Genomic DNA, 13,318 nt, shown 5'->3' on the forward strand with positions numbered 1-13,318 from the left:
TCATGCCGCGGGAAGGCCCCGTCATGCCGTGTAGAGGTCCCGTCGGGCCCTGGTGAACCGGCGCAGCGCGTCCGGCAGGGGTGTGACGCCGATGCCGGGGCCATCCGGGACGGGCAGGTGGCCGTCCGCGCCGAGGACGAACGGCTCGGTGATGTCCTCCGCGAAGTAGCGGCTGGACGCCGAGGTGTCCCCGGGCAGGGTGAAGCCGGGCAGCGCGGCCAGGGCGAGGTTGGGCGCGCGGCCGATGCCGGTCTCCAGCATGCCGCCGCACCACACCGGCACGCCGTGCGCGTGGGCCACGTCGTGGACCCGGCGGGCCTCCAGGTAGCCGCCCACTCGGGCGGGCTTGACGTTGACCACCCGGCAGGCGTCGAGGGCGATGGCGGACGCGGTGTCCCGGGCGTGGTGCAGGGACTCGTCCAGGCAGACCGGGGTGCCCAGCCGCTTCTGCAACCGGGCGTGGGCGTACAGGTTGTTCTCCTCCAGCGGCTCCTCGATGAGCAGCAGCCCGAACGCGTCGAGCCGCCGCAGGTGCTCGGCGTCGGCGAGGGTGTAGGCGGTGTTGGCGTCGACCTGGAGGGGGAGGTCGTCACCGAAGCGGTCGCGGACCGCCCGCACCGGCTCGACGTCCCAGCCGGGCTCGATCTTCAGCTTGATGCGGACGTACCCCTCGGCGAGGTACCGCTCGACGTCGTCCAGCAGCTCGGGCACCGAGTTCTTGATGCCGACGGAGACCCCGGCGGGCACCCGGTCCCGTACCGCGCCCAGGTAGGTCGCGAGCGACATGCCGTGGCCGCGCAGCTCGGCGTCGAGCACCGCCGTCTCCAGGGCCGCCTTCGCCAGCTCGTGGCCCTTGATCTTCGCCATGGCGGGGGCCAGCGCGGCCGTGGTGAGGTGCGGGAGCGCGGCCACGCGGGGCAGCAGGAAGTCGCGCAGCACGATCTCGGCGCCGGCGACGAACTCCGAGCAGTACAGCGGCTCGGGGTCGGCGGCGAACTCCGACCAGCCCTCGGCGGAGTCGGTGACGACGCGCAGCAGGAAGGTGTCCTTCGCCGTCATGGTCCCGAAGGACGTACGGAACGGGGTGACCAGCGGGATCGCCACATGCACGATCTCCACGCGCTCCAGTTTCACGCGACCTCCTCCGGCCCGGTGAGCGTGTACCAGCCGGCGCGGGACATCCCGGTGGCCCGGAACCCCTCCACGAAGGCCTCCAGGAACACCTCGCGCACCGCGTGCCGCCAGCGCAGCGCCAGGGCGGGATCGGCGGCGCGCAGCGCGACGACGTCGTCCGGGACCCGGCACCAGACGTGCCGTCCGGCGCGCCGGACGAGCGGCCCGCCGTCGGGGGCGGTGCGCAGGACGGGCCCGTGCGGCTCGGCGTCGTACGGCGTTGCCCGCGCCGTCAGGTCCCAGGTCACCGTCAGCCGGTCGCTCTCGTCGCCGTCGTTCACGCCGTCGGTCATGGGGCCGTAGAAGTCGACCAGGTACTCGGTGCCGACGGCGCCCAGCTTGACCAGGTTGAAGCGGGCGTTGCGGCCGACCAGCGGGTCGAAGGTCCAGCGCATGGTGCGGGCGCCGAGGGCGACGGCCCACTCCCGCTGGGCCAGCTTCAGGCGGTGCCCGAGACCGGTCTCGGCGGCGGCCACCAGCGAGTACGTGCTCCGGTCCGGGCCGAGCACGGCGACGGACGCCCCGGCGAGCCGCTGCCCGTCGTGGGCCGCGTGCACGGCGCCGCCGGCGTGCACCAGGCTGTGCAGGACCTCGGCCGGGTAGGGCGGGGCGGTGCGGGGCGTCCGCCAGACGTCGCTGAAGTGGTCGGCGACGGCCGCGAGCCCGGCGACGTCGTGGACGGTACGGATGGTGGCTCCTCCTGTCATGGGACGAGTCTCGGAGTCGCCGGTGGCGGATGTGTTGTGCGAGCGGCCAAGGCACGCGTACGTTCGTTGCACCATCCGCCAACCGGCATGCTGAGGACCCTCATGGACGCCTGCACCCTCGGCGACCTCCTGGACGTCGTCGGCGCCCCCACGCTGCGCCTGCACACCGCCCCCGCCGGCCTCGCCGCCCCGGTCACCGAGGCGGTCCTGTACGAGGGCCGTACCCCGCTCCCCCGGCTGCCCGGCGCGCTGCTGCTGGCGGTCGGGGTTCGGGCGGCGGACGCCGGGCCGCTGCTTGGGGCGGCGGCGGAGGCCGGGCTGACCGGGGTGGTGGTGCGCGGCGCGGACGGGCCGGTGGCGGCGGCGCGGGAGCACGGCGTGGCCCTGCTGTCGGTCGCCGAGGACGCGGCCTGGCACCGGGTCCATCTGCTGCTGGCCTCGGCCGTCGCCGCCCGGCCCACCGCCCTCGCCGCCGACTCCGGGGCGGGCGACAGCGGGCTCGGCGACCTGTTCGCGCTCGCCGACGCCATCGCGACGGCCACCGGCGGGGCCACCGCCATCGAGGACCCGCGCCAGCGGATCCTCGCCTACTCCACGGTCCCCGGCCAGCCCGTGGACGAGGACCGCCGGCAGGGCATCCTCGGCCGGCAGGTGCCGGCCAGCGCCGAGAACACCGAGCAGTACCGGCGGCTGTTCGCCGCCGACCGGCCGGTGCGGCTGCCCGCGCTGACCGGCAGCGGCCTGCCCCGGCTGGCGATGCCGGTACGGGCCGGCGGGGAGACCCTCGGCTCGGTGTGGGTGATCGACGGCGGCTCGCTCGCCCCGGACGCCGAGGACACCCTCGCCCAGGGCGCGTCCACCGCCGCGCTGCTCCTGCTGCGCGCCCGGGCGGCCCGGGAGCTGGCCCGGCACCGGGGCGGCGACCTGCTGCGCCGGCTCCTGGACGGCACGGCGGACGACCCGGCGACGGCCGCCGCCCGCCTGGGCGTGGACGGCCCGGCCCGGGTGGCGGCCTTCGCCCTGGACTCCGCCGCGAGCGTCCCGGACGCCGAACGCACCGCGCTGCGCCTGCTGGACGTCGTACGCCTGCAGTGCGAGGCCCGCTACGGCCGGCACGCGTGCGTGCTGCTGGACGGGGTGGTGTACGCGGTGCTGCCCGGGCCGGGAGAGCGGCACCGGGCGCTGGCCGGGGACATCGTGGCGCGGGCCGGACAGGCGCTGCGGGCGCCGGTCCGGGCGGCGCTCGGCGAGGTGGTGCCGGACGCGGACGGGCTCACGGACTCGCGGGCGGACGCCGACCTGGTGCTGCGGGTCCTGGACGCGGACCTGCCGGTGGCCGTGGTGGACGAGGTGCGCGCCCGGGTGACACTGCTGCGGCTGACCGAAGTGATGGAAGAACGCCGGGAGTTGAGCGCGGGCGCGTGGCGGCGGGTGCTGGCCTACGACGCCGGGCACGGCACCGAGTACGCGCGCACGCTGGTCTGCTGGTTCGACGCGGGCTGCGACATGGCCGGCGCGGCGAGGCTGCTGGCCGTGCACCCCAACACCTGCCGCTACCGCCTCAAGCAGCTCCAGCAGCACGCCGGGGTCGACCTGGACGACCCCGACGAACGGCTGGTGCTGTGGCTCCAGTTGCGGACGCTGGCCGGGCTCAGCGCAGCCACGCCCTGAGCCGGGCCTCGCACCGCTCCAGGTGCGCCACGGGCACGTACTCCCCCGCCGTGTGCGCCAACGAGGGGTCCCCGGGGCCGTAGTTGAGCGCGGGCACCCCGAGCGCGGCGAACCGGGCCACGTCCGTCCACCCCAGCTTGGCCCGGGGCTCGGCCCCGAGCGCGGCCACCAGTGGGCCCACCCGGTCCAGGTGCGGCAGCGCCCCGCCGACGACCTCGGTGACCCGCACCTCGTACTCCGGGAACAGCCCCCGCACGTACTCCTCCGCCTCCTGAGCCGAACGACTGGGTGCGAAACGGCAGTTGACGGTCACGACACACTCGTCGGGTACGACGTTCCCGGCGACCCCGGCACGTACGGCGACCGCGCTGAGCCCCTCCCGGAACTCCAGGCCGTCGATCACGACCCGCTCCGGGACGTGTGCGTCGAGCCGCTGGAGCACCTGCCCCGCCTTGTGCGCGGCGTTGGTGCCCTGCCAGGCGCGGGCGGTGTGCGCGCGGGCGCCCCTGACCACGATGTCGGCGGTCAGGATGCCCTGGCAGCCGGCCTCGACACCGGCGTCGGAGGGTTCCATGAGGATCGCCAGGCCGGCCTCCTCCAGCAGCCCCGGCCGGGCGGCGGCGATCCGGCCGAGCCCGTTGCGCTCCCCTTCGACCTCCTCGCACTCGTAGAAGACGTAGGTGAGGTCGCGGGCGGGCTCCGGCACGGTGGCGGCGAGCCGCAGCGCGACGGCCACCCCGCCCTTCATGTCACAGGCGCCGAGCCCGTGGACCCGCCCGTCGGCCAGCCGGGAGGGCAGGTTCCCGGCGGCCGGCACGGTGTCCAGGTGCCCCGCGATCAGGACGCGTTCGGCGCGGCCGAGGCCGGTGCGGGCGACGACGGAGTTGCCGACCCGCTCCACCGCGAGGTGCGGCAGGAGGCGCAGGGCCTGTTCGACCGTGTCGGCGATCCGCTCCTCCTCCCCGCTCTCGGAGGGCAGGTCCACGAGGGCACGGGTGAGGCCGACGACGTCGGTGGTGAGATCGAGGGCGGTCATGCGGGGTCTTCCTGGGTCCGGGCGAGCTTGGAGTGCCGGATGCCGTAGCAGCCGTAGACGACGACTCCGGCCGCCAGCCACGCGCCGAACGCGATCCAGGTGTCCGCGCCGAGGCTGCACAGCATGTAGCCGCAGAACGCGACGCCGAGCAGGGGCGTGACCGGGGAGAACGGCACCCGGAAGGAGCGGGGGGCGCCCGGGTCGCGCCGGCGCAGCAGGACGACGGCCACGTTGACGAGCATGAACGCGAAGAGGGTGCCGATGCTGGTGGCGTCGGCGAGGCTGCCGAGCGGGACGAGGGCGGCGAGGACGGCGATGAAGCCGGAGACGATGACGGTGCCCGCGCGGGGCACCCCGGTGCGCGGGTGCACCTTGGCGAACAGCGGTGGCACGAGTCCGTCCCGGGCCATGGCGAACAGGATGCGGATCTGCCCGTACTGCACGGTGAGCACGACGCTGGTGGTCGCGACGACGGCCCCGACGGACAGCAGGATCGGCCACAGGCTCCCGCCGCCGACCGACCGCACGAGCACCTCGCTCAGCGTCGCCTCGGTCCCCGCGAACTGGCGCCAGGGCATCGCGCCGAGCGCGGCGACGGCGACGAGGACGTACAGGGCGGTGACCAGGACGAGGGACAGGATGATCGCGCGCGGCAGGTCCCGCTGCGGATCGCGCGCCTCCTCACCCGCCGTGGAGGCGGCGTCGAACCCGATGTAGGAGAAGAAGAGGGAGGCCGCCCCGGCACTCATGCCGGCCGCGCCGAGCGGGAACAGGGGCTGGAAGTTGCCGGCCCGGAAGGCCGTGAAGGCGACGGCGCAGAACAGCACCAGAGCCGCGATCTTGACGGCGACCATGACGGTGTTGGCGACGGCGCTCTCCTTCGCGCCGCGCAGCAGCACCACCATGGCGAGGACGACGATGAGGGCGGCCGGGATGTTGAGCACACCGCCGGCGCCGGGCGGCGCGCTGAGGGACTCGGGCAGGGAGACACCGAGGGTGAGCTCCAGCAGTTCGTTGACGTACTGTCCCCAGCCCACGGCGACGGCGGCGACCGACACCCCGTACTCCAGGATCAGACACCAGCCGCAGACCCAGGCGACCAGCTCGCCGAGGGTGGCGTAGGCGTAGCTGTACGACGAACCCGATCCGGGGATCATGCCGGCCAGCTCCGCGTACGACAGCGCGGAGAACAGGGCGGTGACGCCGGCCAGCACGAAGGAGACGACGACGGCGGGACCGGCCTGAGGCACGGCCTGCCCCAGCACCACGAAGATGCCGGTGCCCAGGGTGGCCCCCACGCTGAGCAGGGTGAGCTGGGCCACGCCCATCGTCCGCTTCAGCGGACTCCCGGCGGCTTCACCGACGAGGGTTCCCATGCTCTGCCGCCGGGTGAGCCTGCCTGCCGTACGTCCTGTCCGCCGATCTGGTGCGGCGACTGTCCCCACTCTGTCCACCGTGCCGTTCCCTCCGCCTCGGGGTTGCCTGGCCCTTGATGATGCGGAGGGGCGGGCGCCGGGGGGTGTGCGGATCGGCCAAAGGTTGGCGAGCGGGGTTGGAGGGGCGGCCAAGGGGGTGGCCGAGTGCGGGCGGTGCGAGCGAATGTGTCGCGGCGCGGGGTGATGAGCAGGTTGCCGTTCCCGTTCAGTGCGACGTTGCCGGTGCTCGACGTCATCGTCTCGAACTCGCCGGTGCCCCGGTTGGCGGCCCTGCCGGGGTTGGACATCCCGGTGTCGTACTGCCAGTCGGTCGTGTTGACGTCGGAGCTCGCGCTGTTCACCGCGCCCTTTCGGGGCGCTGCGGTGGCGTCGGCTGCGAGGGGCTCAGCGCTGCGAGAGGCTCAGCGCAACGCTTCGGCGACCTCCTTCGCCGCCTCCACCACGCGCGCCCCCACCCGCTCCGGCACGGCGTCCGCGAGCATCACGACGCCCACGCTGCCCTCGACCCCCGTCACCCCGACCAGGGGCGCGGCGGCTCCGCTCGCCCCCGCCTCCAGCTCCCCGTGCGTGAGCGTGTACCCGGGGTCGGAGGACGGCGACTGCCGCGCGGCGAGGATCGCCTTGCCGGCCGCGCCCCGGTCCAGCGGGTGCCGGAACCCGGCCCGGTAGGCCACGTGGTAGTCCGTCCAGGTGGGCTCCACCACCGCCACGGCCAGCGCCTCGGACCCGTCCACGAGCGTGAGGTGCGCCGTCGCCCCGATGTCCTCCGCGAGCGACCGCAACGCGGGCAGCGCGGCCTCGCGTACCAGCGGGTGCACCTGCCGTCCGAGCCGCAGCACGCCCAGTCCGACCCGGGCTCGCCCGCCCAGGTCACGCCGTACGAGTGCGTGCTGCTCCAGCGTCGCGAGCAACCGGTACACCACGGTACGGTTCACGCCCAGTTTGGTGGACAACTCGGTGACGGTCAGCCCGTGGTCCGTGTCGGCCAGCAGCTTGAGGACGCGCAGTCCCCGGTCGAGCGTCTGAGAGGTCTCCGCGGTCACGACGCCCACTCCTTCGGCGGTGAGGTCGGCAGCCCCTGCTCGGCGGATGCGTCACCACCGAGTCCCGTCGGCGACGCGCTTGAGAGGCCGCCGATCGGCAGGACGGCCCGGCGGCTCCCGGGCCGAGTCGCTTCACGGCTGCGCTCCGCGGCGGCGCTGCCACGGGGCGTGTGCGTAGCGGGACAGTAGCGAAGCCGGTTCGCTGAGCGGAAGTCTTCGTCCAGAATCCGGGCAAGCCCAGATCCGGCCTGCCTCGATTCGTCCGGATACGCACACACGAAGACGGCAAGGAGACCCGACCGACCGAGCCCTCACCCGGGGCCCGCTGCGAACCCCCAGAACGGCACCCTCCCACCGGACCGGGCCATTCCACCCACCCGGGGCCAGGGCGAACCCCAGGGCGGCACCCTCCCACCAGAGACCGAGCCACCCCACCTACCGCCGGGGCGGAGCCCCTGCGCGGCACCCTCCGAGCGGACCGAACCTGCATCCGTGGCCCAGGACGGCACCCTCCCACCGGACCGAGCCGCCCCACCCACCCGGGGTCCGGGGCGGAGCCCCCGGGCGGTGCCTTTTCGGCGGACCGAGTCGGGTGGGCGGGTGGGCGAAAATCCACCAAGCCAGCGCAGCGTCACCGCATGCGCGTAGCCCACTCCCGCACCTTCTCGATCCGCTGCCGCAACTGCCCCGCCGTGGCCTCCGCGCTCGGCGGCCCCCCGCACACCCGCCGCAGCTCGGTGTGGATCACCCCGTGCGGCTTGCCGCTCTGGTGCACGTACGCGCCCACCAGCGTGTTGAGCTGCTTCCGCAGCTCCATCAGCTCCTTGTGCGTGACCACCGGCCGCCGCTCGGCCGGCAGCTCCAGCAGGTCGGCCTCGGTGTCCGGCTTCTTCCGGCTGTGCGCGATCTGCCGAGCCTGCCGCTTCTGCAGCAGCAACTGCACCTGCTCGGGCTCCAGCAGCCCCGGAATCCCCAGGTAGTCCTGCTCCTCCTCGCTACCGGGGTGCGCCTGCATGCCGAACTCGGCGCCGTCGTACAGCACCCGGTCGAACACGGCGTCGGACTCCAGCGCCTCGAACGGCAGCATGTCCTGCTCGCCGGTGTCCTCGTCCTGCTCCTTGTTCGCCTCCTCCATCTCCTTCTCGGATTCGGCGTACGGGTCCTCCTCGCCCTCCTTCTTCGGTTTGTCGAGGGCGTGGTCCCGCTCCTTCTCCATCTCGTTGGCGAAGGTCAGCAGGTCGGGCACGGTCGGCAGGAACACGGACGCGGTCTCGCCGCGCCGCCGGGACCGTACGAAGCGCCCGACGGCCTGCGCGAAGAACAGGGGCGTCGAGATGGTCGTCGCGTACACGCCCACCGCGAGCCGCGGCACGTCGACGCCTTCGGACACCATCCGCACGGCGACCATCCACCGGTCGTCGCTCGCGCTGAACTCGTCGATCTTCTTCGACGCGCCGGCGTCGTCCGACAGCACGAGCGTCGCCTTCGTCCCGGTGATCTCCCGGATGAGCTTGGCGTACGCGCGCGCGGATTCCTGGTCGGAGGCGATGACGAGCGCGCCCGCGTCCGGGATGGCCTTGCGGACCTCGGTCAGCCGCTGGTCGGCGGCGCGCAGCACGCTCGGCATCCAGTCGCCGCGCGGGTCGAGGGCCGTACGCCAGGCCTGGCTGATCGCGTCCTTGGTCATCGGCTCGCCGAGCCGCGCGGCGACCTCGTCACCGGCCTTGGTCCGCCAGCGCATGTTGCCGCTGTAGGAGAGGAAGATCACCGGCCGGACGACCCCGTCCGACAACGCCGAGCCGTAGCCGTACGTGTAGTCGGCGGCGGACCGCCGGATCCCGTCCGCCCCCTCCTCGTACGTCACGAAGGGGATGGGGTTGGTGTCGGAACGGAACGGCGTACCGGTCAGCGCGAGGCGCCGCGTCGCCGGCTCGAATGCCTCCAGACAGGCCTCGCCCCAGGACTTGGAGTCACCGGCGTGGTGGATCTCGTCCAGGATCACCAGCGTCTTGCGCTGCTCGACCCGGTTGCGGTGCAGCATCGGACGCACCCCGACACCGGCGTACGTCACGGCCACGCCGTCGTACTCCCTGCCGAGCGGGCCCGCGCTGTACTCGGGGTCGAGCTTGATCCCTATCCGGCCGGCGGCCTCGGCCCACTGCTTCTTCAGGTGCTCGGTGGGCGCGACCACGGTGACCTGCTGTACGACGTGGTGGTGCAGCAGCCAGGAGGCCAGCGTCAGCGCGAAGGTCGTCTTTCCGGCGCCGGGCGTGGCGACGGCGAGGAAGTCACGCGGCTGCTCCTGGATGTACTTCTCCATCGCCCCCTGCTGCCAGGCACGCAGCTTGCTGGCGGTACCCCAGGGGGCCCGGCCCGGGAAGGCGGGCGAGAGGTGGTGGGAGGAAGTCGACGAGGCGGCGGTGGTAGTCACGGTCTCCGAGCGGGGTAGGGCGGCTACGTATGACAACCGGGCCACCCTACCGGCGCCGCCCTGCGCTCAACGCGCGGACGACCCCGGGTCGCCCGTGGGTGGGAGCGACGTCACAGCGGCCCCCGCCGCCCCACCGCACTCACCGCGCCGGGGCCGTGCGCTCCCGCAGCCGCGTGGTCACCCAGGCCCCCGCCACCGCCACCACCGCCATCGGCAGGAAGACGGCGGCGAAGGCGGCGGGATGCCCGCCGTCGGCCCCCGTGGTGGCGGCGGTGCTCCCGCCGCCCAGGGCCGCGAAGGCCGCGCCGGTGGCTGCCAGGAGGACGACGTTGGAGAGGGCGTCGGAGATCTGGAGCGCGGCGGAGTTGGCGCCGGCCTCCTCCGGGGCGGAGAGCTGGAGCAGCAGCACGCTGGTGGAGGAGATCACCAGGCCCATCCCGAAGCAGCCGACGCCCCAGGCGGCGGCCACGGTCCACACGGGCACGGAGTGCAGGAGCACGCTCGGCGCGGTGACGATCGCGGCGGCGACCAGCACCATGCCCACGGTCATCAGCCGCTCCCGGTACGGCGCCAGGCGCGGCCGGGACTGCACGAACGAGCCCAGCGCCCAGGTCCCGCCGCCGGCCGCCAGGGAGAACCCGGCGAGCGTCGGGGACAGCCCGCGCTGGGTGACCAGCATCAGCGGCACGAAGGACTCGGCGGCGATGAAGGACCCCGCGGCGAGCCCGCGCAGCAGCACGACGCAGGGCAGCCCGCGGGCGGCCCGGTAGGTGCCGTGGGGCAGCAGCCCGAGCACGGCGGGCACCAGCAGGGCCGCCCCCGCCAGCCCCGGGAGCAGGGCGAGGGGCCGCAGGTCCTGGGCGGCGTACTGGAGGAGCCCGGCGCCGAGGGAGATCCCGAACGCGAGCCGGATCCGCCGCCGGTCGAAGGAGCCGGCGCCGGCCTCCGCGTCCACCGGGCCGGCCGCCCGCCGCCGTATCTGGGGCAGGGCGAGGGCGAGGGGGAACACGACGAGGGCCGGGATGCCGAGGAAGACCCAGCGCCAGCCGAGGTGCTCGGTGACGGCGCCGGAGCCGAGCGGTCCGACGATGGAGGGGACGACCCAGCCGGCGGCGAAGGAGGCCATGATCGCGGGCCGTAGCCGCTCCGGATAGGCGCGTCCCACGACGACGTACAACGCCACGATGACGAGCCCGCCGCCGAGCCCCTGCACGGCCCGGCCCAGGATGAACGTCCACATGACCTGCGCGGTCCCGGCCACGACGAGCCCCACCGCGAAGGCCGCGATGCCGGTCGTCAGCGCCCCGAGCGGTCCCCGCCGGTCGGACCACTGCCCGGCGAGCACCATCCCGAAGAGGCTGGTGGTGAAGTACCCGGAGAAGGCGAACGCGTACAACGCCAGCCCGTCCAGCTCCCGCGCGGCGACCGGCATGGCGGTCCCGACGGCCGTCGCCTCGAACGCGATGAGCACCACGACGGACACGATCCCGACACTCAGCGCCCGGTACGCCTTGCCCAGCACACCGCCGTCCTGCTCGGCGGGCGGATCGAGGACGGCGGGCTCACGGGATCCAAGGGCACTCATGTTCGCCAGAGTAAGGCCCGCAACCGACTTTGGCCCCTGTCAGGAGTCCGACCCCCACTAGGCCCTTGGTCGTACGCCCGCCCCGCTTCGTGAACGCCGTGTGGCAGTCCCGTTGCACCCCGCCCCATCCCCTTGAGCCCCCGCCCCGGCCCCCGTACGTTCATCAACACGAACACGGCCGTGTGCCCGAGTGGTTCAGAAACTCGCCTGCGCAGCATCCATCAGCGAGCTCCGCTCGCGGGGAGTCACGCGGGTGCGATCCCCGCCACGGCCGAGAACGACAACAGAACACGGCCGTGTGCCCGAGTGGTTCAGGGACTCGCCTGCAAAGCGAGTTACGCGGGTTCGATTCCCGCCACGGCCTCGAGTGCCTCGACGAGGCCGGACGAGAGAGGGTGGCACCCCGGGAGGGGTGCCACCCTTTTCGTCGACCGTCACTCGGGCTGTGCAGGAGGTGTCGGCATACTCGTCGAACGTTCTCTCCAGGAGGCAGTGTGACCGCGCTCGAGCCCGAAACCATCCACACCGACCGGCTGACCCTGCTGCCCCTGCGGGTCGAGCACGCCGGCGAGATGGCCGCCGTGTTGTCCGACCCCGGCCTGCACACCTTCATCGGCGGCAGCCCGGACTCCGCCCAGGCCCTGCGCGCCCGCTACGAACGCTGGACCGCCGGCTCCCCGGACCCCGCCGTGTCCTGGTGCAACTGGGTGATCCAGCTCCGTGACGCCGCCTGCCTGACCGGCACGGTCCAGGCGACGATCACCACCGACGACCGCGGGGCAGCCGCGGAGATCGCCTGGGTGGTGGGCACCCCCTGGCAGCGGCGCGGCATCGCCGCCGAGGCGGCCCGAGGTCTCGTCACCTGGCTCCGGCAGCACCCGGTGCACACGGTCGTCGCCCACATCCACCCCGACCACGCGGCGTCCGGCGCCGTCGCCACCGCGGCCGGACTCACTCCCACCGACCAGTGGCACGACGGAGAGATCAGGTGGCGGCTGGTCCTCGGCTGACCGCCCGGCCGCCGGCGTCGCCACACCCCGGCCCAACGCGGACAGGGACCGGGGTGGCCGCCTCAGAACACCCCGCCCGCCTCGTCCTGGAAGAGGTCCGTCCAGTAGTGCCAGGTCGCCTCCGGTGAGGTGCCCGTCGGGTCGATCGCGTGCAGGGTGTGGATCATCAGGGCGACCAGGTGGTCGTAGGCCTGGGTGGACAGTTCGTGGGCGAGGTGGGCGTCGATCGTGCGCTCGTGGTGGATGAGCCACAGGGTGCAGGCCAGGGTGGAGACGTCGGTGTTGAGGGGGTAGAGCGTCGCCTCGGGCTCGTTGAAGGTGAGGACCGCGCCCGTTCTGCCGTCGATCACCAGGCTGTTGTCCTCCAGGAGTTGCCCGAGGCGGATCAAGTGGTCGCAGTGGGCCGGGAGTTCGGCGAGGGGGTAGTCGGGGCGTTCCTGGGTGAAGTACTCGCGGAGCGTGGGGAGCGGGACGTCCGTGTCGGCGTGGAAGAAGACCGCCTCCTCGGGCAGGCCCGTCTCGCGCAGGAAGCGGCGGGTCGGCTCGTGGGTGAGCGTCTTCGGGAAGTCGACCTCCTCGAAGCGGGCCACTCTGCCGTGTCCGAACTGCTGGTCCAGGACGCGCGCGGGGACGTCCAGTGTGAGGCCCGATGCCGTACCGGGGCCGGCGATGAGGGAGAGCGGACGGATCAGGGCCGCCGCCTTCCAGTACGGCGGGACCTCGCCGTCCGTCCCCTCCTCGAAGAGGGTGAGGAGGCGGCGGGAGGCCTCGGTCACGGTCCTGGGGCCGTACTGGCCCGCCAGGGAGGCGAACCGGCCGCGCAGGCCCGCCAGTTCCTCGGTGACCGCGGCGAAGCGCAGCAGCGTGTTCAGGGAGGGCGCGAAGGGGCGCGGGTCGGACGGGTCGAAGAGGTAGGCCGTCGTCAGCTCGCCCGTGGTCCCGTCGAGCAGGATCGACTGGCGCTCCATGCCGGCCGGGGTGAGCAGCTCGCCTATGACCAGCCGGCCGCGCAGCTCCTCCGCGAGGTGGAAGGGGCTGTCGGCGGCGTCGGCGAGCGTGCGCAGGCCGTGGGTGCGCAGCGGGGAGAAGGTCAGCAGGTCGGTCTGCGCGGGCAGTCCGGCCCCCGCGAGCAGGCCGCGCGTCGGCGCGTGCGTGACGTAGCGGTCCAGTTCCGCCTCGGTCAGCGTGATCGCCGGAACTTCGGCGTCCGTCGTGCTCATCGCTCC

The 13,318-nt window shown here is 73.7% G+C and carries 10 protein-coding genes, 2 tRNA genes and 1 pseudogene; 4 read left to right on the plus strand and 9 right to left on the minus strand.

All coding sequences use genetic code 11. The annotated features are described in order from the left end of the window. Positions 1 to 21 precede the first annotated feature (21 nt). Both menC and OO52_RS14995 read right to left on the minus strand, forming a co-directional pair. Positions 22 to 1,134 carry an o-succinylbenzoate synthase gene (gene menC / locus OO52_RS14990; protein WP_030657429.1) on the minus strand — a complete coding sequence of 371 codons (1,113 nt, stop codon included), beginning with the start codon at positions 1,132 to 1,134 and terminating at the stop codon, positions 22 to 24. Further along, positions 1,131 to 1,880, minus strand: coding sequence for a chorismate synthase (locus OO52_RS14995; protein WP_030657428.1), 750 nt, complete (start codon positions 1,878 to 1,880; stop codon positions 1,131 to 1,133). The genes menC and OO52_RS14995 overlap by 4 nt, the downstream gene beginning before the upstream one ends. A gap of 102 nt (positions 1,881 to 1,982) precedes the next feature. Between OO52_RS14995 and OO52_RS15000 the strand changes: the two genes are divergently transcribed. After that, a complete protein-coding gene (locus tag OO52_RS15000) occupies positions 1,983 to 3,551 on the plus strand; it encodes a PucR family transcriptional regulator (RefSeq protein ID WP_030657427.1) in 1,569 nt (522 codons plus the stop codon). On the opposite strand, the gene dapE is transcribed toward OO52_RS15000, so the two are convergent. The 6 genes and pseudogenes from dapE to OO52_RS15025 form a co-directional block, all read right to left on the minus strand. Next, complete coding sequence (gene dapE, locus OO52_RS15005) at positions 3,532 to 4,587, minus strand: succinyl-diaminopimelate desuccinylase (RefSeq protein WP_030657426.1); 1,056 nt, start codon at positions 4,585 to 4,587, stop codon at positions 3,532 to 3,534. The genes OO52_RS15000 and dapE overlap by 20 nt on opposite strands. Next, the gene (locus OO52_RS15010) at positions 4,584 to 5,963 is read right to left on the minus strand and encodes an amino acid permease (protein WP_167347958.1); all 1,380 of its coding nucleotides are present in this window, start codon (positions 5,961 to 5,963) and stop codon (positions 4,584 to 4,586) included. Before OO52_RS15010 ends, dapE begins: the two co-directional genes overlap by 4 nt. A gap of 227 nt (positions 5,964 to 6,190) precedes the next feature. Then, a pseudogene (locus tag OO52_RS52645) lies at positions 6,191 to 6,358 on the minus strand (1,3-beta-glucanase); the annotation flags it as partial. A 66-nt stretch (positions 6,359 to 6,424) separates the two neighbouring features. Then, the gene (locus OO52_RS15015; RefSeq protein ID WP_030657424.1) at positions 6,425 to 7,066 is read right to left on the minus strand and encodes an IclR family transcriptional regulator; all 642 of its coding nucleotides are present in this window, start codon (positions 7,064 to 7,066) and stop codon (positions 6,425 to 6,427) included. A gap of 631 nt (positions 7,067 to 7,697) precedes the next feature. Then, positions 7,698 to 9,497 (minus strand): DEAD/DEAH box helicase, encoded by a 1,800-nt coding sequence (locus OO52_RS15020; protein WP_030651591.1) that lies wholly within the window; start codon positions 9,495 to 9,497, stop codon positions 7,698 to 7,700. A 139-nt stretch (positions 9,498 to 9,636) separates the two neighbouring features. Then, complete coding sequence (locus OO52_RS15025) at positions 9,637 to 11,082, minus strand: MFS transporter (protein ID WP_078876964.1); 1,446 nt, start codon at positions 11,080 to 11,082, stop codon at positions 9,637 to 9,639. A 176-nt stretch (positions 11,083 to 11,258) separates the two neighbouring features. On the opposite strand from OO52_RS15025, the gene OO52_RS50755 reads away from it, so the two are divergent. From OO52_RS50755 to OO52_RS15035, 3 genes are all read left to right on the plus strand, one after another. Then, positions 11,259 to 11,356, plus strand: a tRNA-OTHER gene (locus OO52_RS50755). An 18-nt stretch (positions 11,357 to 11,374) separates the two neighbouring features. After that, a tRNA-Cys gene (locus OO52_RS15030) sits at positions 11,375 to 11,446 on the plus strand. Positions 11,447 to 11,576: 130 nt separating this feature from the next. Then, complete coding sequence (locus tag OO52_RS15035; RefSeq protein ID WP_030651596.1) at positions 11,577 to 12,092, plus strand: GNAT family N-acetyltransferase; 516 nt, start codon at positions 11,577 to 11,579, stop codon at positions 12,090 to 12,092. A gap of 62 nt (positions 12,093 to 12,154) precedes the next feature. On the opposite strand, the gene OO52_RS15040 is transcribed toward OO52_RS15035, so the two are convergent. After that, positions 12,155 to 13,312: an SUKH-4 family immunity protein gene (locus OO52_RS15040; RefSeq protein ID WP_030651598.1), complete on the minus strand. Its 1,158-nt coding sequence runs from the start codon at positions 13,310 to 13,312 to the stop codon at positions 12,155 to 12,157. Between the last annotated feature and the right edge of the window lie 6 nt (positions 13,313 to 13,318).

The organism is Streptomyces flaveolus (genome assembly GCF_000716535.1).
Lineage (GTDB): Bacteria > Actinomycetota > Actinomycetes > Streptomycetales > Streptomycetaceae > Streptomyces > Streptomyces flaveolus_A.

Coding starts and splice junctions, on each gene's coding strand:
- OO52_RS14995 (WP_030657428.1), bottom strand. CDS start 1,880: ATGACAGGAGGAGCCACCATCCGTACCGTCCACGACGTCGCCGGGCTC.
- OO52_RS15000 (WP_030657427.1), top strand. CDS start 1,983: ATGGACGCCTGCACCCTCGGCGACCTCCTGGACGTCGTCGGCGCCCCC.
- dapE (WP_030657426.1), bottom strand. CDS start 4,587: ATGACCGCCCTCGATCTCACCACCGACGTCGTCGGCCTCACCCGTGCC.
- OO52_RS15010 (WP_167347958.1), bottom strand. CDS start 5,963: ATGGGAACCCTCGTCGGTGAAGCCGCCGGGAGTCCGCTGAAGCGGACG.
- OO52_RS15025 (WP_078876964.1), bottom strand. CDS start 11,082: ATGAGTGCCCTTGGATCCCGTGAGCCCGCCGTCCTCGATCCGCCCGCC.
- OO52_RS15040 (WP_030651598.1), bottom strand. CDS start 13,312: ATGAGCACGACGGACGCCGAAGTTCCGGCGATCACGCTGACCGAGGCG.